Source organism: Myxococcus eversor (assembly GCF_010894455.1).
Lineage (GTDB): Bacteria > Myxococcota > Myxococcia > Myxococcales > Myxococcaceae > Myxococcus > Myxococcus eversor.
Genome location: NZ_JAAIXY010000002.1, coordinates 461,472 through 482,526 on the forward strand (window position 1 = coordinate 461,472; position 21,055 = coordinate 482,526).

The 21,055-nt window shown below is 68.0% G+C and carries 20 protein-coding genes; 9 read left to right on the forward strand and 11 right to left on the reverse strand.

The features are described 5' to 3' along the window. The first annotated feature begins 148 nt into the window (after positions 1-148). Positions 149-775, forward strand: coding sequence for a phenylalanine--tRNA ligase beta subunit-related protein (locus tag G4D83_RS05350; RefSeq protein WP_163863455.1), 627 nt, complete (start codon positions 149-151; stop codon positions 773-775). A gap of 68 nt (positions 776-843) precedes the next feature. Beyond that, entirely contained in the window at positions 844-1,878 is a 1,035-nt protein-coding gene (locus tag G4D83_RS05355) for a phosphotransferase (protein ID WP_163863457.1), read from the forward strand. A 17-nt stretch (positions 1,879-1,895) separates the two neighbouring features. Here the strand turns inward: G4D83_RS05355 and G4D83_RS05360 are convergent, their stop codons facing one another. Then, positions 1,896-2,921, reverse strand: coding sequence for a zinc-dependent alcohol dehydrogenase family protein (locus G4D83_RS05360; protein WP_163863458.1), 1,026 nt, complete (start codon positions 2,919-2,921; stop codon positions 1,896-1,898). Positions 2,922-3,041: 120 nt separating this feature from the next. Between G4D83_RS05360 and G4D83_RS05365 the strand changes: the two genes are divergently transcribed. Next, the gene (locus G4D83_RS05365; protein ID WP_163863459.1) at positions 3,042-3,992 is read left to right on the forward strand and encodes a LysR family transcriptional regulator; all 951 of its coding nucleotides are present in this window, start codon (positions 3,042-3,044) and stop codon (positions 3,990-3,992) included. A 157-nt stretch (positions 3,993-4,149) separates the two neighbouring features. Here the strand turns inward: G4D83_RS05365 and G4D83_RS05370 are convergent, their stop codons facing one another. The 8 genes from G4D83_RS05370 to G4D83_RS05405 all read right to left on the reverse strand — a co-directional run bounded on the left by G4D83_RS05370 (position 4,150) and on the right by G4D83_RS05405 (position 11,409). After that, positions 4,150-6,486, reverse strand: a complete 2,337-nt coding sequence (locus G4D83_RS05370) for a M12 family metallopeptidase (RefSeq protein ID WP_163863460.1) — start codon at positions 6,484-6,486, stop codon at positions 4,150-4,152. A 158-nt stretch (positions 6,487-6,644) separates the two neighbouring features. Beyond that, positions 6,645-7,130: a gluconokinase gene (locus G4D83_RS05375; protein WP_163863461.1), complete on the reverse strand. Its 486-nt coding sequence runs from the start codon at positions 7,128-7,130 to the stop codon at positions 6,645-6,647. 275 nt (positions 7,131-7,405) lie between these two features. Then, positions 7,406-8,494: a hypothetical protein gene (locus tag G4D83_RS05380; protein WP_163863462.1), complete on the reverse strand. Its 1,089-nt coding sequence runs from the start codon at positions 8,492-8,494 to the stop codon at positions 7,406-7,408. A 2-nt stretch (positions 8,495-8,496) separates the two neighbouring features. Beyond that, the gene (locus G4D83_RS47180; protein WP_368670350.1) at positions 8,497-8,904 is read right to left on the reverse strand and encodes a DUF2169 domain-containing protein; all 408 of its coding nucleotides are present in this window, start codon (positions 8,902-8,904) and stop codon (positions 8,497-8,499) included. Beyond that, the gene (locus G4D83_RS45905; protein ID WP_255203259.1) at positions 8,808-9,362 is read right to left on the reverse strand and encodes a DUF2169 domain-containing protein; all 555 of its coding nucleotides are present in this window, start codon (positions 9,360-9,362) and stop codon (positions 8,808-8,810) included. The genes G4D83_RS47180 and G4D83_RS45905 overlap by 97 nt, the downstream gene beginning before the upstream one ends. Positions 9,363-9,364: 2 nt before the next feature. Next, positions 9,365-9,862 (reverse strand): hypothetical protein, encoded by a 498-nt coding sequence (locus tag G4D83_RS05395; RefSeq protein WP_163863464.1) that lies wholly within the window; start codon positions 9,860-9,862, stop codon positions 9,365-9,367. A 7-nt stretch (positions 9,863-9,869) separates the two neighbouring features. Then, positions 9,870-10,295 (reverse strand): hypothetical protein, encoded by a 426-nt coding sequence (locus G4D83_RS05400; protein WP_163863465.1) that lies wholly within the window; start codon positions 10,293-10,295, stop codon positions 9,870-9,872. Positions 10,296-10,305: 10 nt separating this feature from the next. Continuing rightward, positions 10,306-11,409, reverse strand: coding sequence for a DUF4150 domain-containing protein (locus G4D83_RS05405; protein WP_240356165.1), 1,104 nt, complete (start codon positions 11,407-11,409; stop codon positions 10,306-10,308). Here G4D83_RS05405 and G4D83_RS05410 point away from each other — a divergent pair. Then, on the forward strand, positions 11,290-12,549 hold the full coding sequence (locus tag G4D83_RS05410; RefSeq protein ID WP_240356166.1) for a TIGR02270 family protein: 1,260 nt from the start codon (positions 11,290-11,292) through the stop codon (positions 12,547-12,549). The genes G4D83_RS05405 and G4D83_RS05410 overlap by 120 nt on opposite strands. Before the next feature lie 33 nt (positions 12,550-12,582). Here the strand turns inward: G4D83_RS05410 and G4D83_RS05415 are convergent, their stop codons facing one another. Beyond that, positions 12,583-12,906, reverse strand: coding sequence for a hypothetical protein (locus G4D83_RS05415; RefSeq protein WP_163863468.1), 324 nt, complete (start codon positions 12,904-12,906; stop codon positions 12,583-12,585). Positions 12,907-13,167: 261 nt separating this feature from the next. Here G4D83_RS05415 and G4D83_RS05420 point away from each other — a divergent pair, with 261 nt between their 5' ends. Both G4D83_RS05420 and G4D83_RS05425 read left to right on the forward strand, forming a co-directional pair. Further along, a complete protein-coding gene (locus G4D83_RS05420; RefSeq protein ID WP_176433814.1) occupies positions 13,168-14,238 on the forward strand; it encodes a DNA ligase in 1,071 nt (356 codons plus the stop codon). 267 nt (positions 14,239-14,505) lie between these two features. After that, positions 14,506-14,973, forward strand: coding sequence for a PilZ domain-containing protein (locus tag G4D83_RS05425; RefSeq protein WP_163863470.1), 468 nt, complete (start codon positions 14,506-14,508; stop codon positions 14,971-14,973). Here G4D83_RS05425 and G4D83_RS05430 read toward each other — a convergent pair. Continuing rightward, on the reverse strand, positions 14,960-16,993 hold the full coding sequence (locus G4D83_RS05430) for a neutral/alkaline ceramidase (RefSeq protein ID WP_163863471.1): 2,034 nt from the start codon (positions 16,991-16,993) through the stop codon (positions 14,960-14,962). The genes G4D83_RS05425 and G4D83_RS05430 overlap by 14 nt on opposite strands. A gap of 449 nt (positions 16,994-17,442) precedes the next feature. Here G4D83_RS05430 and G4D83_RS05435 point away from each other — a divergent pair, with 449 nt between their 5' ends. The 3 genes from G4D83_RS05435 to G4D83_RS05445 all read left to right on the forward strand — a co-directional run bounded on the left by G4D83_RS05435 (position 17,443) and on the right by G4D83_RS05445 (position 20,971). Continuing rightward, on the forward strand, positions 17,443-18,279 hold the full coding sequence (locus tag G4D83_RS05435; protein WP_163863473.1) for a Hint domain-containing protein: 837 nt from the start codon (positions 17,443-17,445) through the stop codon (positions 18,277-18,279). Positions 18,280-18,373: 94 nt separating this feature from the next. Further along, a complete protein-coding gene (locus G4D83_RS05440; RefSeq protein WP_163863475.1) occupies positions 18,374-20,122 on the forward strand; it encodes a M1 family aminopeptidase in 1,749 nt (582 codons plus the stop codon). 45 nt (positions 20,123-20,167) lie between these two features. Further along, positions 20,168-20,971: a hypothetical protein gene (locus tag G4D83_RS05445; RefSeq protein WP_163863477.1), complete on the forward strand. Its 804-nt coding sequence runs from the start codon at positions 20,168-20,170 to the stop codon at positions 20,969-20,971. Positions 20,972-21,055: the final 84 nt, after the last annotated feature.

The window sequence follows — 21,055 nt, forward strand, 5'->3', positions numbered from 1 at the left end:
CTCCGCATGTGGCGGAGGCGACATCACCGCCGTTTGCGCGCACCACCGCCGACAAAGGCAGGCTCCACATGTGGCGTAGGCGGCATCACCGCCGTTTGCGCGCACCACCGCCAGCACGGGCGCGCCGTGTGGCGTAGAGTGCCCGACCGTGCTGACCGTCGAACCGCATCCGTCCCTGGACACCCTGGCCTTCACCACCACCTTCCCCGCACCGCTGGGCTCCCTGCCCTCGCCGGAGTGGCTGGTGGCGCTGCTGAAGTCGGATGCCTCCGCGCCGCTCTCCAGCGACGACGCCGTGCGAGGCGCGGTGCGCGACATGCTCCGCCACGGCGGCTACAAGCCCACCGGCCGAGGCAAGCCCGCCAGCGAGTACCTGGTGCGCGCCGCGGGCGATGGCTCGCTCGGCACCATCAACACCGCGGTGGACCTGTGCAACGCGGTGTCCCTGCACAGCGGACTTCCCGTCAGCGTCGTCGACATGGACCGCGCCACGTCTCCCTTCCGCGTGGCCATCGCTCCCGAGGGCGCGCAGTACGTCTTCAATGCCTCCGGACAGAGCATCGACCTGGCGGGCCTGCTGTGCCTCTTCGACGCGGAGGGCCCCTGCGCCAATGCCGTGAAGGACGCGCAGCGCACCAAGACGAACGCCGACACGCGCCGCACCCTCACCCTTCTCTGGGGCGCGAAGAGCCTGGGCGACCGCACCGCGCGCGCCTTCGCGTGGTACCGCGAGCTGTTGGAACGCGCGGGCGCCACCGTGGAGCGGCTCCCCTGAGCGCCCTGGACCTGGAGCAACTGCTCGCCGACGGCGCTCGCTCGCTCTCCGCCGCCTGGGGACGCCCCGTGCTCCTCGCGGAGCCCGAGGTCCTCCGCACCCAGTCCCGCTGTCACGTCGTGCGAGCCCGCGTGCGCGGTGGCGACGTGCCCACCGTCATCCTCAAGCACTTCCACGAAGACCCCGTGCTCGGCCTGGACGAGTGGGCCGGCCTGGAGCTGCTCGGCCGCCACAACCTCACGACCGCCCCGGGCCTCATCGCTGGAGACATCCACTCGCGCCTGCTCGTCCTCCAGGACTTGGGCAGCGGCCCCAGCCTGGAAGACCTCTTCAACGCCGACGACGCGAGCGCCGCCACCGGAGGACTGCTCGCCGTGGCCCGCCTCACCGGCCAGCTCCACGCGCGCACCCGGGGCCTGCAGGGTGACTTCGACCTGCTCCGCCACTCGCTCAACCCACGCCCGCTGCGCGTCCGCATCGACAACGCCCGCTATCTGCTGGACCACACGGACCGGCTGCGGCGCTGGACGGAGGCCCTGGGCACGCCCCTGGTCCCCGGCACGCAGGAAGACGTGGAGCAGCTCGCGCGGGAGCTGGCCGAGCCCGGCCCCTTCCTCGCGCTCACCCACGGGGACATGGCCCCGAGCAACACCCTCTTCACCCCCAGCGGCCCGCGCCTGCTCGACTTCGAATACTGCGGCATGCGCCACGCACTGTACGACGCGCTCATGTGGCTGCTCGTGGTGCCTTTGCCAGACGAGCTCGTCACCCGCGCGGACCTCACCTACCGCATCACCCTGGCCCCCGTCTGCGAGGCGGCCCAGACGGACACCACCTATACGCACGCGCGCGCCCTCGTCGCCACGGCTCGCACGGTGAACATGTTCCAGTGGCTGTCGCCCAAGGCGCTGGAGCGGGACAGGGACTGGGCGCCAGGCTACTCCGAGCGCGCCGCCCTGCTGCGCCACCTCGCGCGCTCCCGCGTCCTGCGAGAGCCCACGAACATGGTCCCCGCCCTCTCCCAAACCCTCGCCGCGCTGGAGGAGCAACTGGTGGAGCGCTGGGCTGGAACACCGACCTTCACCTGGCCCGCGTTCCGGTAGACGCCCCGCCGACGCGCTCACTCGCGGACGCGAATCACCACCTTGCCGAAGGGTCCCCGGTCCAGGTGCTCGAGCGCCTTCGGGAACTCGCGGAGCGCATACGTCGCGTCGACCACGGGCTCCAGGCGCAGTGAATCCACCGCGCGCACGAAGTCCTCCAGCCCGCGCCGATTCCCCACCGTCACGCCCTGGAGGGTGCCCTGCGTCTGGAACAACGGCAACACCGGGAAGCGCATGTCGAAGCCGTCCAGCACGCCAATGAGCGTGACACGCCCCGCGGGCGCCAGCGCCTTGACCGAGCGCCCGAGGTTGTCACCACCCACCATCTCCAGGATGTGGTCCGCGCCGCGCCCGCCCGTCAGCTCCACCACCGCCTTCTCCCAATCCGGCGACTGGCGTCGGTGGATGCCATGGGTCGCGCCCAGTTTCTTCGCGCGCGCGAGCTTCTCCTCATCCCCCGACGTGACGATGACCCGAGCGCCCAGCGCCGATGCGAGCTGCACCGCGAACAGCGACACGCCACCAGTGCCCTGTGCCACCACCGTCTGTCCTGGCCGCAGCCCACCCAACTCCACGAGCGCCGTCCACGCGGTGAGCCCCGCGCACGGCAGCGTGCTGGCGCGCACGTCATCCAATGACTTGGGCGCGGCGACGAGCCAGCTCTCCGGCATCGTCACGTACTCAGACAGCACGCCCTGAAGGCTCCCGCCCAGGCTGCGCACGGAGCCATTCACGCGGGGCACCGGCCCCTCCACCCAATCCGTGTTGAACGCGGCGAGCACCCGCTCCCCCATCCGGACGCGAGTGACGCCACTGCCCGTGGCCACGACCTCGCCCACCATGTCGGAGGTGGGAACGAAGGGCCACGGCACGTCCGAATAGCCCGCCGCATCCAGGAACAACTTCTCGCGGTAGTTCAGCGACACCGCGGAGACTCGCACCAGGGCCTCGCCCGCGCCCGGTGTGGGAATCGCCAGGCTCGCCAGCTCCAGGTTCGCCCGACCGGGCTTGCGCAGCTCCCACCGCTTCATCACGCCATCCATCGTCTCTCTCCGTTGCCGTGCCACCGAGGGGCGCGGGGGATATACCGACGCGGATATGTCGCCAGTGACGAGACTTCGGCGCTTTACTGGTGACAGGATTTCTCCAATGGACGCCACGCCATGACGATGGACCGACTCAGTGGAGTGCACACCTTCGTCCAGGCCGCCGAGGCCGGGGGCTTCGCGCTCGCCGCCGAGCGCCTGGGCCAGTCCCGCTCCGCCGTGGGCAAGAGCATCGCCCGGCTGGAGGAGCGGCTGGGCACCCGCCTATTCCAGCGCACCACGCGCAGACAGAGCCTCACCGAGGACGGACAGGTCTTCTATGAGCGCTGCGTCCGCGCGCTCGCGGAGCTGGAAGCAGCCGAGGCGGCGCTGGACTCCGGGCGTCGCGCGCCCACGGGCCGCCTGCGTGTGGCCGCGTCCGTGTTGTTCGGTCGGCACTGTGCGGCGCCGCTGCTGTGGGAGCTGACGCGCCAGCACCCGGGGCTGGAGCTGGAGTTGTGTTTCAGCGACCGCGTGGTGGACCTCATCGAGGAAGGCTTCGACCTGGCCATCCGCGCCGCGCCCCTGGCGGCCCACGCGGGCCTCACCGCGCGCAAGCTCGGCGTGCAGATGATGAGCGTCTGCGCCTCACCCCGCTATGTCGCCCGACGCGGCCGACCCAGGACGCTCGCGGACCTCGCGAAGCACGAGGCCATCAACTACGGGCGCGCGGGCGTGAGCAATTCCTGGCGCTTCCCGGACGGACAGGGCGGCGAGCGACTCATCGCGGTCCAGGGCCGGCTGCGCTTCGATGACCTGGAGACCATCGCCGATGCCGCCGTCCAAGGCGCGGGGCTCGCGTGGCTTCCGAGCTGGCTCATCGCCGAGCGGGTGCACAAGGGCGAGCTGGTGACGCTGCTGGAGAACGAGGGGCACCACGGCAATGAACTCTTCGCCGTGTGGCCCCAGAACAAGCACCTGCCCTCGAAGGTGCGCGCGGCCATCGACATCCTCGTCGCGCGCATCCCCGAGCGACTGTCCGCCGAGGAGCAACGACGGACCGTGAGGACGCGAAAGCGCCACCGCTAGCCACGGGCCACACGCGGGTTCATTGCTGGCGCACCGATGCACCGTCGGGGAATGCGTCGGTTGGGCGTGCTCGCGCGGATTGCTCCCGTGCTCGACTCCCTCTAGCGCCCTCGAAGGCGCGCGCGGCGAGCGACCTCTTCGCCGCGCACGATAAGCCCTAGAGACCTCCGCCGAAGCGGTCTCCCGTCTCCACCGAGTCGGTCTGCCCCGAAGGAGCCTGGGACCAGCGCTGCTCTCCCGCGCGTGACAGCCCCATGTCCCCCGCGCTGTACAACACGTGCACCGCACCCGAGTCGACCGCGCTCCCCACGTCCTCGTAGGGCACTCCCACCGCCAGGTCCACGAAGCCATTCCCGTCGTAGTCGCCCGCCGTCAGCCGGAAGCCGAACTCATCCTGGTACTCCGCGCCTTCATCCACGGTGGAGCCCACCTGGGACCAGCGCTGCTCGCGCGCACCGGACAGTCCACCCGGCGCGCCATGCAACACGTGCACGATGCCCGCGCCAGCGATGCCCTCCACGCTCTCCGAGGGCACACCGATGGCGAGGTCCGCATGGCCGTCTCCATCGAAGTCCTCGGCCACCAGCGAGGAGCCCAGACCATCTCCCTCCTCGGCCACGTCCGAGATACCCGCCGAGTCCTGACTCCAGGAGAGAGCCCCCGTGGACTGGAGCCCCGCGGTTCCGCCGCGCAGCACCGTCACGGCGCCAGCCAGCGCCTTGAAGCCCACCGTCTGTCCTGGCGCGCCGATTGCCAGCTCACTCCGGCCATCTCCGTTGAAGTCCCCCGCCGCGAGCGCGGCACCGAAGCGCAGCTCCGCGCTCACGGCACCTGGCACCCCATCGCTCCCCGGAACCCAGAGCTGGTTGCCCGTGCTCGTCAGACCATCGATGGAGCCGAACAGGACGTTCACCGCGCCCACGTCCTCGGCGGTGCCCACATCCTCGGAGGGCACGCCCACGGCCAGCTCGTCGAAGCCATCGCCGTTGAAGTCGCCCGCCGCCAGCGCGGAGCCGAAGCGGTCTCCCGTCTCCGTGACTTCGAGCACGTGCGCCGACGCCTGACTCCAGCTCTGCGAGCCCGTGCCGGAGAGCCCTGAGGCGGAGCCGTACAACACCGTCACCAACCCGGAGTCGAGCGCCGACGAGCCATAGTCCTCCGCGGGCACCCCCACAGCCAGGTCATCATACCCGTCGCCATTGAAGTCCCCCACCGCCACCGTGGTGCCGAAACCATCGAACGCCTCCGCGCTGTCGGGCACTCCCGTGCTGTTCTGGTGCAACACCTTGTCGGTGCTGAAATCCACACCCTGCGCCGACCCCAGGAAGATGTGGACCGAGCCCGCGTCGACAATCCCATTCACGTCGTCCCCGGGCACGCCGACCGCCACATCCGCGAAGCAGTCTCCGTTGAAGTCACCCACGGCCACGGCGGCGCCGAAGTGGTCGTCGAGCCCCGCCGTGTCCTCCACACCCGACACGTCGCGATGCAGCCACAAGCCCGTCGCTCCCAGCCCCGTGGCCGAGCCTAGCACGATGCTCACCGCGCCCTGGTCCACGCCCGTGCCCACGTCTTCATCCGGTGCGCCCACGACAAGGTCCGCGAAGCCATCTCCATTCACGTCGGAGCGGCGCCCGTAGCCGTGGAGGCGCTTCACCGCGCAGGCATCCGCGTTCGTCGGGGCCGTGCGGTTCGCGGTGAAGTACGAACCATCCAACCGGGTGATGGTGGGCGAGTCATTCGCGGAGAACGCCTCCGGTGCGTAGTGCATGATGGAATCCAAACCATACGGCCCCAGGTTGCGGCCCGCCGCGCCCTCCTGCGCGAAGGTCTCGAAGGCATGGGCATACCCCTCCTCGATGTTCTCGAAGTGGATGAGGACATTCTTGTCCCGGTCCGTGCGCGCCTGCTCGTGCCAGAGCCCCAGCACGTGCCCCACCTCATGAAGCGTGCTGCCCGTGGTGCAGCCCGGCGCGAGCGTCACGAACTGCTGACCGCCGATGCGCCCGACGTGCGACGAGCAGCCCGTGCCCGGCCGGAACGTGACGTAATCCGTCTGCGTGGTGCGTGGCACGAAACGGATGGGCGTGAGCAATTCCCACCGCGCCATGGCCCCCGCGACACGTCCGATGTCCGGCAGCGCCGCATCCAACGTGAAGGGCACCACGCCACCCGGCCAGCGCGTCATCGCTCGCGTGGACACCGCGCCCAGTGCTTCCACCGACTGCGCGGAGAGCTGTCTCGCCGGAACCTCGGGCGTCAGGAGGATGTCTCCCTGGAAGACGCGCTCACCATCGACGCGCTCGTAGGCGAGCGTGCGAAGCCCTCCGCCCACCTGGAAGTCCGCGCGATGCACTTCTCCCGTGCGACCTGGGAAGGCTCGCTCCTGTCGGATGGCCTCGCTTGGGGCAGCGGCGTCACCACCACAACCACTCGCGCCAAGGGCCAGCAGGCCGTGCGCCACGACGACACACCCACGTGAAACGTGTTTCATCCCCGGAAGTCTCGACATTGAAATGTCTCTCCAGAAAGTCGGGCACGGCGCCCCGCGAGACGCGGGACAGCATTCGTGCAACCCGATCTACATGTGCATCTGGGTCAACATTTACAGGAACGGTCTGACATTCCTGGCGGAATCCAGGGGCAAGCGCTTCAGAGGTTGAGTCCCTCGCGGATGCGCGCCACGACCTCCGGTGGTGGGGGCGAGACATCCACCTCCAGCGCCTGCGTGGGCACCTCCAGCGTGGCGAGCTGGCTGTCCAGCAACGACGGCGGCATGAAGTGGCCGTGGCGCTTGCCGAGCCTGCTGGCCAGCACCGCGCGCGGCGCATTCAGATACACCCATCGCGTCTGCTTCGGGTCCACCTCCAGGCGGTCCCGGTAGGTGCGCTTGAGCGCGGACGAGGCCAGCACCAGGTCCTCGCCTCGCTCCAACGCCGTCTGGAGCTGACCGCGCACCAGGTCGAGCCAGGGCCAGCGGTCCTCGTCCGTCAACGGAACCCCCGCCGACATCTTCGCCACGTTGGACCGGGGGTGCAGGTCGTCCGCGTCCAGGAAGCGCCAGCCCAGGCTCGCCGCCAGGGCCTTTCCCACCGTCGTCTTCCCGGCGCCCGACACTCCCATGATGATGACGACCATCCCGTGCGGCCTCCTCGAACCGTGGACCTCTGGACAGGTTGCGACTCCCTCCATCGGAGCGCCACTCCCGTCCCCGGCAAGTGCCCACCGCGCTACGTCCTCGTGAGGGCGACAGCCCCACTCCGTCCATCGACGCGGCGCCAGGCCGCTTGCCTTACCGGGCAGGCAGGCTCCCAGGCAGCGGCGCCACTTGGGCCCATGTCACATGGCAATCACAGGTGGGAGCGCATGAGCCGCGCAACCGCGAGGACGCGCCTCCTCGGTTCACCCAAGAATCACTTCTGGTCGGCGAGCCGCCTCTGTCCCGGCGCCGAGAATGGAGAGGACGCCCGTGACGGCCCCACGACACAGGCGCCCCGGAGTGACTCCTCGGAGCGACACTCGCAGATGGCGGTCGTTCCTGGCGCATACCCCCTTGCGACCGCCACACCCGCGAGGATGACCGACAAAGCTGCCGCCGCCGTACCGACATCACCCATCGAGGACGCGGGATACATCACGGGCAAGCGCTCGCGGCGGGTACGATAGATACGAGCATGCGAGAACGTCGTCTCCCAGGCCGCATAGCGCTCTCCATTGTGGTTCGAGACAACGAACGAAACCTCGGCTTCGCTGATACGAGCGTCGTCGATCGCCAGGCGGACCGCTTTTCCGAGCCCCTCACCAACGGAGTAGTGTTGGCCGCCCACGGTGTGCGGCTCGTGAGCCGAGCCGGCCCCACGCAGCGCGGCAAGCGGAACATAGGGGCTCTCGCGACCCGAGCGCGAGACCCAGAGGAATGCAGCCGCCTCTCCCGGAATCAGGCCCTGAGGGTTCCCTTCCTCATGGAGCCGGTGGACCTTTCTCAGTCGCTCGATATCCGTGTCGTTGAGAAGAGAATCAACTCCTCCAATGAACGCGCGTGTAATGGCGTTCCGTGCAAGGAGTTCGCGTGCGGCGGCGAGCGCTTCGAAGATGGAGGCCGCGCCTCCGTCCAACACACGCGAGCCCTGATGGAGTACCAATCCATGACGCGCCGCCAGCATTGAAACGAAGTCCTGGCGCGGGATGCCCTCGAGTCCAGGATGTTGCCGGAACGGCTCAGGAGGACAGACGAACAACGCCACGGGCCGAATGGAGGGACGCAGCGAGCCAACACACTCCTCAAGGGCTCTACTCGCGAGATTCAGGAGCCACTCCCGAGGGGTGCGCCGGAGCGCACGTCCCGCCTTCACGCGAGCGGCCTTGAGCGGCTCTCCGGGCGGAGGAACGGGAATGGAATACGAGACCCGGTTGATTCCAGCACGGATTGCCGCACACGTGGAGAAGCTATCGAGCCCGACGGGGGTCACCGCACCGCAGCTCTCCAGGTAGAGCGTGCTCATGGTCATACCCGGTACGTCGGTCTGGACAGGTCGATACCTCGGGTATTTCGACGATCGATGTACATCTTCCCGCCGTGTCGTGCACGGGTCCAGGCCTCGCGCATGTGGCCGAGCACAATCTCTCGCAAGCGCGCACTCCCGCGAACGGTTTCATGGCTGACGCGAGCCGTAAGGCGGACGCGACGGGAATCGGGTTCGAGTTGGACCGTGTCCAGCTTCAGCGCGGCACGCTTCACGCCACGGTCATAGAGGAGGTGAACGGGGACATCGAGGACAGGCAGGCGGAACGTCCAGAGCCCATCTGGAGTCAGGTTCAGGAGCCGAACAGGCTCGCCACCGACGAGGGTTCGGCTCTGTTGGTCGGCAGGCGCCACCTGGTTGTGCTTCGAATCAAAGTCCGTTGGAAGCAGTGGCCACCTCGTTTCGAGCCAGCGCTGGTCATCGCGCGCTCCCAGAGCAGCGGCATCTTCGTGAACGGGAGCGGGCGCGTCAGCGAGCCGGCCGCCCAGACACGGTGACCGAGGGCCCAGAGCGACTTCTGGACGTCGCCCACACGGACCTCGACGGAAACACGCTCCGCGGGCCTGCCACCGGGTGCGTACGCGGACCCGTTGATGATGACATCGACAAGTGGCTTGAACAGCGCCAGTTCATGCGTGAATCGAACGCTCGATTGGCCCGGGACGCCGACATGGGAATCCGTGAGGCGGATGCCGGCCTGTTCGTCCGCCAGATGGAGCGGCGCGCGGGAGGCTTCGAACGTCGCGGCGAGCACCACGAGAACCGACTCCTGTCCCTGGGGACCGACGAGGACGAACTTCTCCGCGGCGAAAGGAGTGTGGTTGCTCAACAGCGTCTGGAAGGACATGGCTACACCCAGTGGCCATCCGCGTCGATTCCCATGGGCCAGTAGGTCATCGCGGTGAGGACCTGCACCCAATCGTCTCGGCCCGCCTGCATGACCCAACCGAACAGGAGGACCTGTGGAGGGACACGCTCGTCAGGAGGGACGGTCTGGTTGAGTGCAACACATTTGAGCCAGTACGTCCGCAACACCCAGACGAGCTGCGGGCAGGCGGCGGGCCCCGCGAAAAAGGTACCGTAGGCCGCCTTCAGCGCGGAATCAGGGTCAAGTCCCCGTTCCTCGTGGGCCAGAATCCTGCCCTCCCACAGGTCGACGGCAATCAACATCGCAGCTTCGAGGAACTCCTCATACTCCTTGAAGAGCGCGCGATGGCCGACTGAAGCAGCCGCCAGGGTCAACATCGGCTCGCGCCAGGGAACAGGGTCCTTGACGGGAACGTCCTGCGGCGCCATGAGGAGCCGATGGATGCCGCGCTGCAGATTATGAGTCGTCCGCAATGCCATATCGTGCCTACGACAGCCTTTCATCGACATCCAACCCCATGGGCGAAAACACCAAGGCCTCCATGAAGTCGCCCAACTCTGGATCCACGGGCGAAATCCCATCAATCAGGAGGCGGACAGGGGGGACGAATGCGGGGACATCATCATCCTCGTCGTCCTCTCCCCACCCCGCCGACGGGCGGCTGGACGACCCGCGCGCGGCTTCGCGTTCCTCATTGAGTACGGCACAGGCCAGGTAATATTTCCGATAGATGGCGATGATGCGTGGGTATGACGCAGGACCCGCGGGCCAACGGAGCCGCACCTGGGTGTACGCACTCTTCGGGTCTGTTCCTGCGGATTGAATGAGCGAGTCCCACCACTGCACCGCTTCGTCGCGTGCCGGACGGAGCTCTTCGAGGTAATCGAGAAACAGGGAATCGTATGGACTCATCTATGCACCCCTAAGTCCAATCGCGAATGTCGGACTCCTGGACATGACGGATGGCGCCTCCTTGGGAGTTTGAGCATTTCTTGCAATGGGGCTTCACCGACGCCGTGCTTTTCGCCCACTTCTTGAACTGGACAGGGTCGTGACATCCCCCCATATACCATGCCGCCTTCTGGGGAGGCTCGTGGTCGGGAGTAAACCTCTCGTCCTTCTTGAAGTCCCGGATAGACCGCACTTTGGATTTCCGAGCGGGATGGCCAGACTTGTAGTTGGGCTTGGGGCATCGCCAGCATGGACCGCCACGGCAGGCATCCTGTTGTTCTTCGGTGGGGTCGACGTATATCGGCTCTGAGCCAGGGGGACAGGGCGTCACCGTGTTGACCCAGGAGAGGGCCTTGAATGCGGTCACGGCGGAGGAGTCGACGCACCCCGGCGGGGTCGATGCACTGTTCTGCCCCATCATGTCGCCATGACGGCAGACACCCTTGCCCTCGATCTTGACGGTGAAGGACCAGAGCGTGAAATACCCCTTGCCCTTCGTCTTATGCGTCACGACGTTGCCGCCCTGGGTTCCTGCCTCGTCGCCCGTGCTCGTGGACACATAGGACGAATCCTCGAGGGCGGTCGGCTGTCCTTCGACTTTTACCGTCTTGCTGCCATTCGCGAGATCAGCGGCGGAGAGGACATTGACATACGGGACCGGAACAGGCCCCGCCGGAGGAGGCGGCGGCGTGAGGCACACATCCGCTGGGGCAATGCCCTTACCACCGCTTCCCTTGTGGAAGAGGCCCATGTTCTCCGCGAAGACGAGCACCCCCATCTTGCCCTCCCGACTCACCGCGGTTCGATTCCGCGTCAGTCCTTCATGCCAATCAAAGGATGGCAGACCTCCTGGCCATTGACCACTCAAGCGTGGCGAAAGGCACTGGGATGCCCCGGCATCGTCATGCGTTCTGATTAGACTACGCTCCGGCGAATGCGCGACGTACTGACGGACGTGCTTGAGCAGCATCTGAGCGAAGCCGCCTTCCTTTGGGGTCAGCGGGAGCGCGGCCTTTGCGCCCCCAACCTCGTGCTGGCCGACGTTGCCGAGACCGAAGAGCGATTGCTGGCCCACGTGGATGGGCTCGCGGTCGCTGGACCCCCCGCGGTCGAAAAGCTGCTCATTCCAGCCTTGGAGGAGATGGAGGAGGAACAGGTCGCAGCCGCCGCCTACACCCTGCTCAATATCCAGGAGCCCCCGGGAACCGACCTCGTGCGCACAGCCCTTGAAGTGGCAAGTCCGGAGGTTCTCCCCGCCTTCTACAGAGCACTCGAGCTGTGGGACTCCGCCGCACTGCGCACATGGGTTCCCGCCCTGCTGAAGCAGGAAGAGCCCACACGGCTCACCCTGTCACTGGAGTTGCTCGCCTCGCACGGCGTCGATCCGGGCCCGCCACTTCCCGAACTGCTCCGACACGAGGAACCCAAGGTCGTCGCGGCGGCTCTCCGAGTCGCGGCTCGCATTCACCACCCATTCGACCGACACCTCTATCAATCCTGTCTGGGTTCAACCGCCCCCGCGCTCCGGGATGCCGCCATCCAGACGGGGTTGCTGGAAGGACGTCGCTCCGCGTGGGCCGCTTGCCAGTCCGCGGTCGAAAGCACGGCTCCCGACTTGGCCTTCCCAGCGCTGCTGTTGGCTCTGGGTGGGGAGGCAAGAGATGTGGAACGACTGAGGAAGCTCCTTCATGAGCCGCGACACCGTCCGGCGACATTCTGGGCGCTGGGCTTCAGCGGCCGACGGTCCGCCGCCGAGACCTGCCTTGAATGGATGGAGGACCCGGCCGTGTCTCACCTCGCACTCGAGGCCTTCCGCTCCATCACGGGCCTTCCCCAGGAAGAGCGCTTCGCCATGCCTCCAGTCGAGGAGGACCCGCTGCCTCCGCTGGAGGAGGACCTCGCGGCCGACCTCACGCATGGACCCGAAGACGACCTGCCCCGACCAGCGACAACGGAGGTTCTCGCATGGTGGAAGCTGGAACGGCGACGCTTCGACCTGGAGCGGCGATACCTGCACGGAGAGCCCTTCGGCATGGAGGCACTGAGCGCGGCCTTGCTGACCGCGCCGATGCGTCGGCGCCATGTGCTGGCGCTGGAGGTGACGTTGCGCAGCCGGGGGCGTCTGAACGTGCCGACGCGCGCATGGACATCCCTTCAGCGAAAGGCCCTGGCGAACCTCTTCAGGAGTTGGACGTCAGGGCTCCATGAGCCGTGACGCGGACGTCTGGCAAACCGTTGGTGGAGCGCGTCAGCGCGTCATCACGTCAAGCACCAGGGACCAGGCCTCTTGCTCCCATACCGCCAACGGCAGCGAGGAGCAGAGGTAGAGGGCGGCGAGGTCGCTCATCCTCGCGGCGGACGTGAGCGTCCGGACCAGGTCGGCGGTCACACTGTTCGTGAGGCGGAACTCCGTCATCAGCGCTCCCGCATAGTGATTGGCGAGCATCTTCCGGGCCCGCGCGATCAGATTCCCCCACAGATAGCGGTGTGAGCCGCTCGTGACGTTGGCGAGCGAATCCCGGCACATGTCCGACTTCGAGCCCCGGACCGCCACCTTCAAGCTATAGTACATGCGGGCAATCCTCCATGACGCGCGATGGGAGGAACCACAGGCAAATCACATACCAACGGTTGGAGTTGCCCGGCGCGAAGTGGCCACTGTCTGGGAATGCGGCTGCTCGCGCAGCTCCGCGTCCCATCAGGACGCGGGTGCGTCTGGGAGGAACACAATCCGCGTGTGCACCCCCAGGCTCCGCGCGCCTTGGGGATGTCGGACCTCGGGGGTACTCTTCCCTTCATCGCCGCGAAGGACGCGGCACGGAGGGGTTGGCACTTGGCGGAAATCGCGGACGGCGAGCAGGTGGAAGTCCAGGGCTCGGGTTCCAAGCCCTACATCCTCAAGAACACGGGAGGCGTCTACTCGTGCTCCTGCCCCGCGTGGCGCAACCAGTCCATCGCCATTGAACGGCGCACCTGCAAGCACCTGCGCCGCGTGCGCGGTGACGCCGCCGAGGATGCCCGCGTCGGCGGCACCTCCACGCCTCCCGCCAAGGCCACGCGCGTGAAGGCCACCTCGGAAGGCGCGGAGGGCGAGGCGGGCGATGAGAAGGCCCCGCCGCTGCTCCTGGCCCACCCGTGGGAGAACGACGTCGACCTCACGGACTGGTGGATGAGCGAGAAGCTCGACGGCGTGCGCGCGTACTGGGACGGCAAGCGCTTCTGGTCGCGCCTGGGCAACGAGTTCTTCGCGCCGGACTGGTTCACCGCGGGGCTGCCGGACTTCCCGCTCGACGGAGAGCTGTTCGGTGGGCGCAAGCGCTTCCAGCGCACGGTGAGCGTGGTACGCCGGCAGGACAAGAGCAAGGACTGGAAGGAGCTGCTCTTCGTCGTGTTCGACGCGCCGGGCTTCGACGCCGCGTTCGAGCAGCGGCTGGAGCACTGTCGCAAGTGGCTGGACGACGCGAAGCCCCCGTATGCGCAGTGGCATCCGCACGAGCGCTGTCAGGGGACGCCGCACCTGCGCTCGGAGCTGGAGCGCGTGGAGGGACTGGGCGGCGAGGGGCTGATGCTGCGCAAGCCGGGCTCGCGCTATGAGGTCGGCCGCTCGCACACGCTGCTGAAGGTGAAGAGCTTCAAGGACGACGAGGCGGTCGTCATCGGCCATGTCCCGGGCGCGGGCCGGCACAAGGGACGGCTGGGCGCGCTGGAAGTCGAGCTGCGCAACGGCAAGCGCTTCAGCGTGGGCACCGGCCTGTCGGACGCCGAGCGCTCGGCGCCTCCCGCCATCGGCACCCTCATCACCTTCCGCTACCAGGAGCTGTCCAACGACGGCGTGCCGCGCTTCCCCTCGTACATCGGCGTGCGCATCGACGCGGCCCCGTTCAAGGCCAAGGCCAAGGGCTGAGTCCTCCCGCGCCTGGCCCCGTCAGGCGTGAAGCTGGAGCGCGGCGACCCGCGTGGCCCCGCCAGCGCCAATCGCTCACCGTGTCCCCGCGCCCATGCGGGCCAGCCGCCCCGCCGGCTCTGTGCGCCAGCCATCATCGCAAGCGCCTGGACCCACGTGGCGCGCCTGGGCCCGTCGGCACGTGGACTCCCGCACGCGCTATAGAGCAACGGGTGAGCCCTCCGCCCCCGCGGAGTCAGCACCCTCTGGTGTCTGCTCGAGGCGACCATGCACTGCTCGCGCTGCCTGTCGGACCACTCCGTGGATTCGCCGTGCACGCCCGTCCCCCGGGCACGCCACGGCACCTCACTGCTCGGCGAATCCCATCCGCACGAAGGCGGGTCCGCTGAACAGGCACCTCCCGGGTCCTGGGACGTGTGGATTCGCCATCCCGAGGGCGTGAGCGTCCACGGCATGGAGCTGGGCAAGGGCGGCCTCTTCCTGAGTTGCGCGGAGCCCTTCCCTGCCCTCTTCACCCGGTTGGAGCTGACGCTGCGGCTGGCCGGCGAGGAGTTCGCCTGCGAGGGCGAGGTGGTGCGGCACGTCGACTCCGCGCACGCCCGCACGTGGGGCGTCTCAGCGGGCATCGGCGTGCAACTCCTGCCTCCCTCGCCCCAACTGCGCGACTTCCTCTCCCGTGCACGCCACTCGCGTCACGAGGACGGCCTCGTCCCCGAGCTGCTCACTTCACGGTGAAGGCCCGCGACGCGCCGTAGTACGGCCGCACGCGGCCATCCCAGCCGGACTTCCACTCGCCCTCATGAAGGATGCGATAGGTGCCCGGTGATGCATCCCGAGGGATGTGCCACTCCACGATGACGTGCGAGCACCCCAGCGTGGGCAGGCAGTTCTCCCGCTCCCACCGGTAGCGCGTCTCCCAATCGCTGTCATCCGCCACGTCCACCCACGCGCCGATGGAGCCCTTGCGCTGCACTCGCAGGTACGTGTCCTCCAGGCGCAGGTCATTCTTCGGATGCGCGCCCCAGAACGTGACGCGCACCGTGTCGCCACGTGAGTAGGCCGCGCGCGCGTCCTTGAGCACCTCGCCGAACTCCACCCAGAGCAGCTTGTCATCGAACACCACGCCGGGCTGGAGGCTCGTCTGCGCGTGGCGCAGGTCCGGAGGCGTCGGGCCGGGCGGCACCGGCTGGCCATCCCTCAACGCGACGGCGAGCGCATCAAAGCCCTGCTGGAGCGCGGCGAGCGTCCAGGGCCCGAAGTGCGTGGACGCGCCTTCATAGGCCTGGCGGGCGTACTCCTCGCGCGTGGCGACATAGCCCGCGTAGTCGTTGGCGAGCCCCGCGATGACGACCTCCGTGACACCCATGGGCGCCAGCCGCTCCAGCACCGTCTGGCGAAGGCGACGCCCGGCCATCGTCGTCACCTCGAACGGCACGGCCACCAGCGCGAGCGAGCCCACGGTGACGAGCTGGAGGGGCAGCACGTTGGGCGTCCACGGATACGGCAGCATGCTGCCCATCTCCAGGACGATGGGCTTCTCTCCCTGACACGGCGTGGTGGTGAGCGCGCAGGTGAACTGGCTCCAGAGGTCATGGATGACGGAGCACGTCGCTCCCTCCACGCCAAAGCCGGGCCCGTCCTCCGCGCCCGCGAGCATCGACACGCCAATGGCGGCGGGACACGTGCGGCGCGGCCGGCCATCCGTGTACGCGGGCGCCACATCCACCGCGTCCAGCTTCACGAAGGTGTGTCGGAAGTCCACGCCTCCGGTGAGCGGCGTGGTGGCCTGCCCCCACAGGCGCGCGGCGGCGGCGTACTGGCGACGGGCGGACAGCTCGGTGGACTCGAAGTCGTCGGCGCCGCCGCCATTCGTCCCGCCGAGGATGTTGGGCGTGACGTCCCCCTCGTTGGACTGGGCGAACGCGGCGACGAACGTGTCCCCCGCGTCATGCGCCCGCTCGAAGAGGTACGAAGCGAGGCCCTTGTTGTCGCCGCTGATGAGGTGGTTGTCATTGCCCATGGACGTGGCATGGACGGCGAACCAGTTGATGAGCCCCACGTCGCGCCCATCCTTCCGCGTCAGCCGCAACAGCGTCATCCGCGTGTCCACGTCGTGGGTGTAGCGGGCGCGCTCGGCGGCGGGGTTGAGGCGGTAGGCCTCTGGCGAGCGATTGCGGCTGGCTCCGAGCAGCTCTCCGGCGGACAGGCGCAGCGAGCCTTCCCCCAGTCGCGCGTGCGCGCGGGCGATGGAGGTGACGATGCCGGAGACGATGGCGTCGAAGCTCTGCGGCACGAAGCCGAAGGTGCTCAGGTTGTAGAGGGTGTGGTGCGAGAAGCCGCCCGGCCCCGAGTGCGTGTGCGTGGCGCTGATGAGGACGTTCTCCTCGGAGTAAACGGCGCCGAAGCGGGCGCGCAGCTTCTCCACCACCTGCGTCTTCACCGCCTGGAACACCATGCCCAGGTCCGCGCTGACGAAGGCGACGCGCCGCCCGTTGCACGGCGAGACGATGACGAAGGCGCGCGAGCGCAGGCGCTGGTGGATGCCCGCCGTCTGCTGCGAGAGCTGGCCGTAGCCCATCATCCCCACCTCGGCGGCGGGGCCGGTGATGTCCCCCATGCCCGCGCCGATGAGGAAGCGCGCGTTGCCCGCACAGGCCTCTCCGGCCGTACCCCGCACCGGCGTCGAGGCCCCCCGCGCCCCCGTCCCCAGGACGAAGCACAGCGCCACGATGAACCGGAACCAATGTGCGCGCATGCCTTCCTCCAAGGCGCGGGGGGAGCGCCGCTTCAGGGTGAGCCCCTCATAAAGACGCGCCCCTCCCCTCGCACCTACATGTTCACAATCAGCACCCTGAGTGCGCCCTCCCTGGGACATCACGAACCCCCATCCGGAGCCCGGTGTACGCGGCCGCCGCCCGCTCGGGACCCCCAACTCCTGACGCGATGGGCTGTCTCCCTGCATCGCGAACCCGGACAGGGCCCGCATCCAACCCACTGAGTTCGCAGTGGTTTTCGAGCCAACGCCCACGCCAGACCCCAGGACTCACGCCTGGAATCATCCGTGTTCACAGCAAATCAATTACACCCAACATTCCAGTCAGGGATTCCCACGATATGTCGATTTACACTTTACTGTCAGTGAACCCGGGTATATCCCCTGACTCCGCAAACAGAGCCCCTCCATCAGCCTTCAGGAGCAAGCCCATGAAGCGACTGTCGTATCTGGTTGTCCTTGCGTGCGCGGTGCTTTCCACGACGGCGTCGGCGCAACTGTCCACGCGCTGCTTCACGGATGATCAACTCACCACCTACGCGCTGTCGCAGGGTCGCAACAACTGGGCTCACAACTGCGGCTACATCACCGCGGCGAAGCGCGACTTCCTGAACTCCGAAGGCGAGTACCAGGTGTTCTCCGGCGGCTGTTACTCCTTCGCCACCACGGGGCCCTCCGCGAGCTGCACCTTCTTCATCCCCGCGGACGTCAACGCGGCCTGCATCCCCGGCCTCGTGAAGCTCGGCACCTGCGTGACGGGCTGCTACACGGCGAAGGAGAAGGTGTCCTTCGGGGGTGAGTACTGGCCCATCTCGGACGCCTATGCCGCGGGCGTGCGCACGGTGACGGCGCTCACCAAGGACGCGTCGCTCGTCGCGCCGACGACGGGAGAGCAGACCATCCGCGCCTTCGTGGCGGGAGACACCGTGGAGGACGTGTTCGCGATTGAGACGGTGGACGGCCGCCGCGTCGAGGTGACGTCCGAGCACCCCATGGTCACCGCCACCGGAGAGATGGTGAAGGCCAAGACGCTCCAGAAGGGCGACCTGCTGCTCGGCACCACGGGCGAGAAGGTGGAGATTCGCGACGTCACCGTGTTCCGGTACGAGGGGAAGACCTGGAACGTGCAGCCCGTCAGCCACGAGAAGATTGAGAACGTGCTCGACGTGGAGGGCCTGTTGACGGGCTCGGTGCGCTTCCAGAACGAGTGGGCGGACGACCACTACCGCCTGTCGCTGCGCGACGAAGCCAGCGTCGACGGCCTCTGACGCGGTCCCCGTTCGAAGCCGACGCGAGAGCCCCACGGGGGACATGGGCTCTCGCGTCGTCCCATCGCGCTCGTCACTTCACGACAAGGACGCCATGCGAAGCATCCCAGGATGGCTTGCGGACAAGGTGGCACGCGGTCTTTCGGTGGTGACACTCGCATGGGGAGCCCTCGCGCTCACGGAGTGTGGCCCGACGGAGGACCCCTCTCTTGAAACGGAGGCCCTCGTCGGCACCCAGGCGAGCTCCTTCGACTTCGAGCCGCTGATGCCCGAGGGCGACCTCGCGCTCAACGTGACGCGCTACGAATACGAGTTCGCGACGCAGACAGGCGCGGCGAAGTCCACGCTGCTCTTGAACGTCTATCCCCCCGGCGGCGACTGCGTCGTGGTGAAGGCGCCCGAGGGCCTCACCGACGTCCGCTGGAATGGGAACACCCCGCAGCGGACCGAGTCCGTCGAGGATGGCATCCGCGTCTGCGGGACTGGAATCTTCGCGGGCCAGGTGAAGCTGGAGGCGCGCTTCACCGTGCCCCTCCAGACGTACGACTTCACGCAGGTCGGCTTCTCCCGTCGCCAGGACAAGGCGGGCAACACGTTCTCCTACCTGCTCAACTGGGTGGAGGCCTGTGACAGGTTCGGCCCCTGCGACGACCGCACGGACCTGCTCGCGCAATACGTCTTCACCGTGAAGCATGCGCTGGGTGAGCGCGTGTTGTGCCCAGGCCAGCGCACGCGGCCGGACGACACCACGACGAAGTGCACGCTGACGGGGCTCACCAAGGCGCCCACGTACTCGTCCTTCGCCGTGGCCTCCAACCCCGCCTGGGTCTCCAAGACGCTCACGGAGGTGTCGAACAAGTTCAAGCTGGTGTTCTACGAGGTGCCCGGCGGCAAGCTGGCGTCCTCGCTCAACGGCGGGGACGTGACGGCGTACCTGCACTGGATTATCGGCGAGCTGGGGCCGCTGCCCTATGGCACGGAGCTGCGCGTGGCGGGCGCGCCCACGGATTGGCTCGGCGTGGAGCACCCCGCCAACCTCATCCTCCGCGAGGATCTGCCGGACCTGCGGCGCGACTACGCGAACATGACGATGCACACGCTGATGCACGAGGTCGTGCACCAGTGGGCGGGCAATCGCACGACGCTGTCGCGGCCGTTCGACTTCGTGTGGAAGGAAGCCATCGCCGAATACCTCACGTACCTGTACGAGCTGAGCGCGCGCCCCTCGGGCGAGGCGGAGCAGACGCGCGCGTACTGGGACAGGCTGGCGCGCACCGCCGCGTACTACCCGCAGCCCCAGGACGACCCGCCGCCCGTCTTCCTCTCGCTCGCGTCGGACGTCTACGGCACCGGGCCCATGATTCTGTTCCTCCAGTTGGAGCCGCTGCTCGGCGAGGACGTCGTGCTCCGAGGCATCAAGAGCTTCCTGTCGCAGCCTGGAGACAGGAGCGTGGAGGACCTGCGCGTCGCGCTGGAGCAGGCGTCTGGAAAGAACCTGCGCCCGTACTTCGACGCCTGGGTCCACGGCGAGGGGGACCCGGACTGGCCCTACTTCGAGGTGAGCACCGAGGAGGACGACGGCGAGGTCACCGTCACCGCCCTCCAGCGCTCCGTCTCTGGAACGCACTACCCCGTCTCCGTGGACGTGCTGCTCGAGGGCGCCACGCAGCGCAGGCTCGTCACGCTCGACTATGGCCTGGAGCCCGAATCCGACACGTCGCAGGTGACGGTGCCCTTCCCCGAGCCCGTGCTCCAGGTGACGGTGGACCCGGAGAACCGCGTCGTCAACCGCAGGTTCCTCGGCCTCTCCGACGAGCCGCCTCCGCCGCGCTGGCTGTTCTGAACCTCTCATCGAATCGCGTCGTCATCGACAAGGAGCGCAAGCCCCATGAACGGACATCCTCCCGAGAGCGCCAAGCCAAAGCCTCCCAGACGCTGGCGGATGATGGGACCCGGGCTGGCGCTGCTCGTCCTCGGAGGCACCGGCCTCTACGGACTCCTCTCCAGGACCACCGCCGCGCCCTCCGCCACCACACCCTCAGGCACCCCGACGCCCCAGGCGCACGCACCCGCGCCGCGGCCCGCCGCATTGGCGACGAAGCGAGTCGAGGCTCCCGTCGCCGCGCCAGCAGGCACCGCGCCCACCAAGGACGAGGCGCGCGTCGCGAAGGAGCAACGCGAGGCCGCGCGTCAGTCCGCTCGCGAGTACCGGGCCGGGCGCTTCAACGCATTCTTCCGCAAGGAGGTCTTCGTGGAGGAGCTGACGCGCGAAGGTGGCGCGCGCATCGTCGCACTGAGGAACGAGCTGGCGGACCCCACCGCGCTCCAGCAGCTTCCACCCGGCGCCCAGTTCCTGGAGACCAAGCCCGAGCCGGTGCTGGAGCGCATGGCGATGATTGACCTGCTCTTCGAGCTGGCACCCCAGGAGCCCACCGCTCGCGAGGCGATGACGTCGCTGGCGCTGACGCCCATCGACAGCACGTTGCCGGACTCGGTGAAGAAGGGGCTCGTCGGAGAGAAGTACGACCTGCTGTTCCGGCTCGCACAGGTGGACCGGCAGCTCGCCGTCGACACGTATTCGAAGCTGGAGAACCCCCGGCTCAAGGACCTGCTGCGAGAGGCGCTGTTCGCCGGCCTGGCGGAGTCGGGGGCCAATCCCGATGAAGTCCGGCGGATGACAGCTCACCTCTAGTTCGCAGCCGTGATGGGCCCAGGAGCACCCTGTCTGCCGTGGGCGGACGGGGCCTCGTGCGCCCCGCAGTGCCAGCGAGGAGGG

Coding starts and splice junctions, on each gene's coding strand:
- G4D83_RS05365 (WP_163863459.1), top strand. CDS start 3,042: ATGACGATGGACCGACTCAGTGGAGTGCACACCTTCGTCCAGGCCGCC.
- G4D83_RS05430 (WP_163863471.1), bottom strand. CDS start 16,993: ATGCGCGCACATTGGTTCCGGTTCATCGTGGCGCTGTGCTTCGTCCTG.
- G4D83_RS45905 (WP_255203259.1), bottom strand. CDS start 9,362: ATGTCCTTCCAGACGCTGTTGAGCAACCACACTCCTTTCGCCGCGGAG.
- G4D83_RS05375 (WP_163863461.1), bottom strand. CDS start 7,130: ATGGTCGTCATCATCATGGGAGTGTCGGGCGCCGGGAAGACGACGGTG.
- G4D83_RS05435 (WP_163863473.1), top strand. CDS start 17,443: ATGAAGCGACTGTCGTATCTGGTTGTCCTTGCGTGCGCGGTGCTTTCC.
- G4D83_RS05425 (WP_163863470.1), top strand. CDS start 14,506: ATGCACTGCTCGCGCTGCCTGTCGGACCACTCCGTGGATTCGCCGTGC.
- G4D83_RS05370 (WP_163863460.1), bottom strand. CDS start 6,486: ATGAAACACGTTTCACGTGGGTGTGTCGTCGTGGCGCACGGCCTGCTG.
- G4D83_RS05445 (WP_163863477.1), top strand. CDS start 20,168: ATGAACGGACATCCTCCCGAGAGCGCCAAGCCAAAGCCTCCCAGACGC.
- G4D83_RS05440 (WP_163863475.1), top strand. CDS start 18,374: ATGCGAAGCATCCCAGGATGGCTTGCGGACAAGGTGGCACGCGGTCTT.
- G4D83_RS05400 (WP_163863465.1), bottom strand. CDS start 10,295: ATGAGTCCATACGATTCCCTGTTTCTCGATTACCTCGAAGAGCTCCGT.
- G4D83_RS05415 (WP_163863468.1), bottom strand. CDS start 12,906: ATGTACTATAGCTTGAAGGTGGCGGTCCGGGGCTCGAAGTCGGACATG.
- G4D83_RS05380 (WP_163863462.1), bottom strand. CDS start 8,494: ATGAGCACGCTCTACCTGGAGAGCTGCGGTGCGGTGACCCCCGTCGGG.
- G4D83_RS05395 (WP_163863464.1), bottom strand. CDS start 9,862: ATGGCATTGCGGACGACTCATAATCTGCAGCGCGGCATCCATCGGCTC.
- G4D83_RS05360 (WP_163863458.1), bottom strand. CDS start 2,921: ATGGATGGCGTGATGAAGCGGTGGGAGCTGCGCAAGCCCGGTCGGGCG.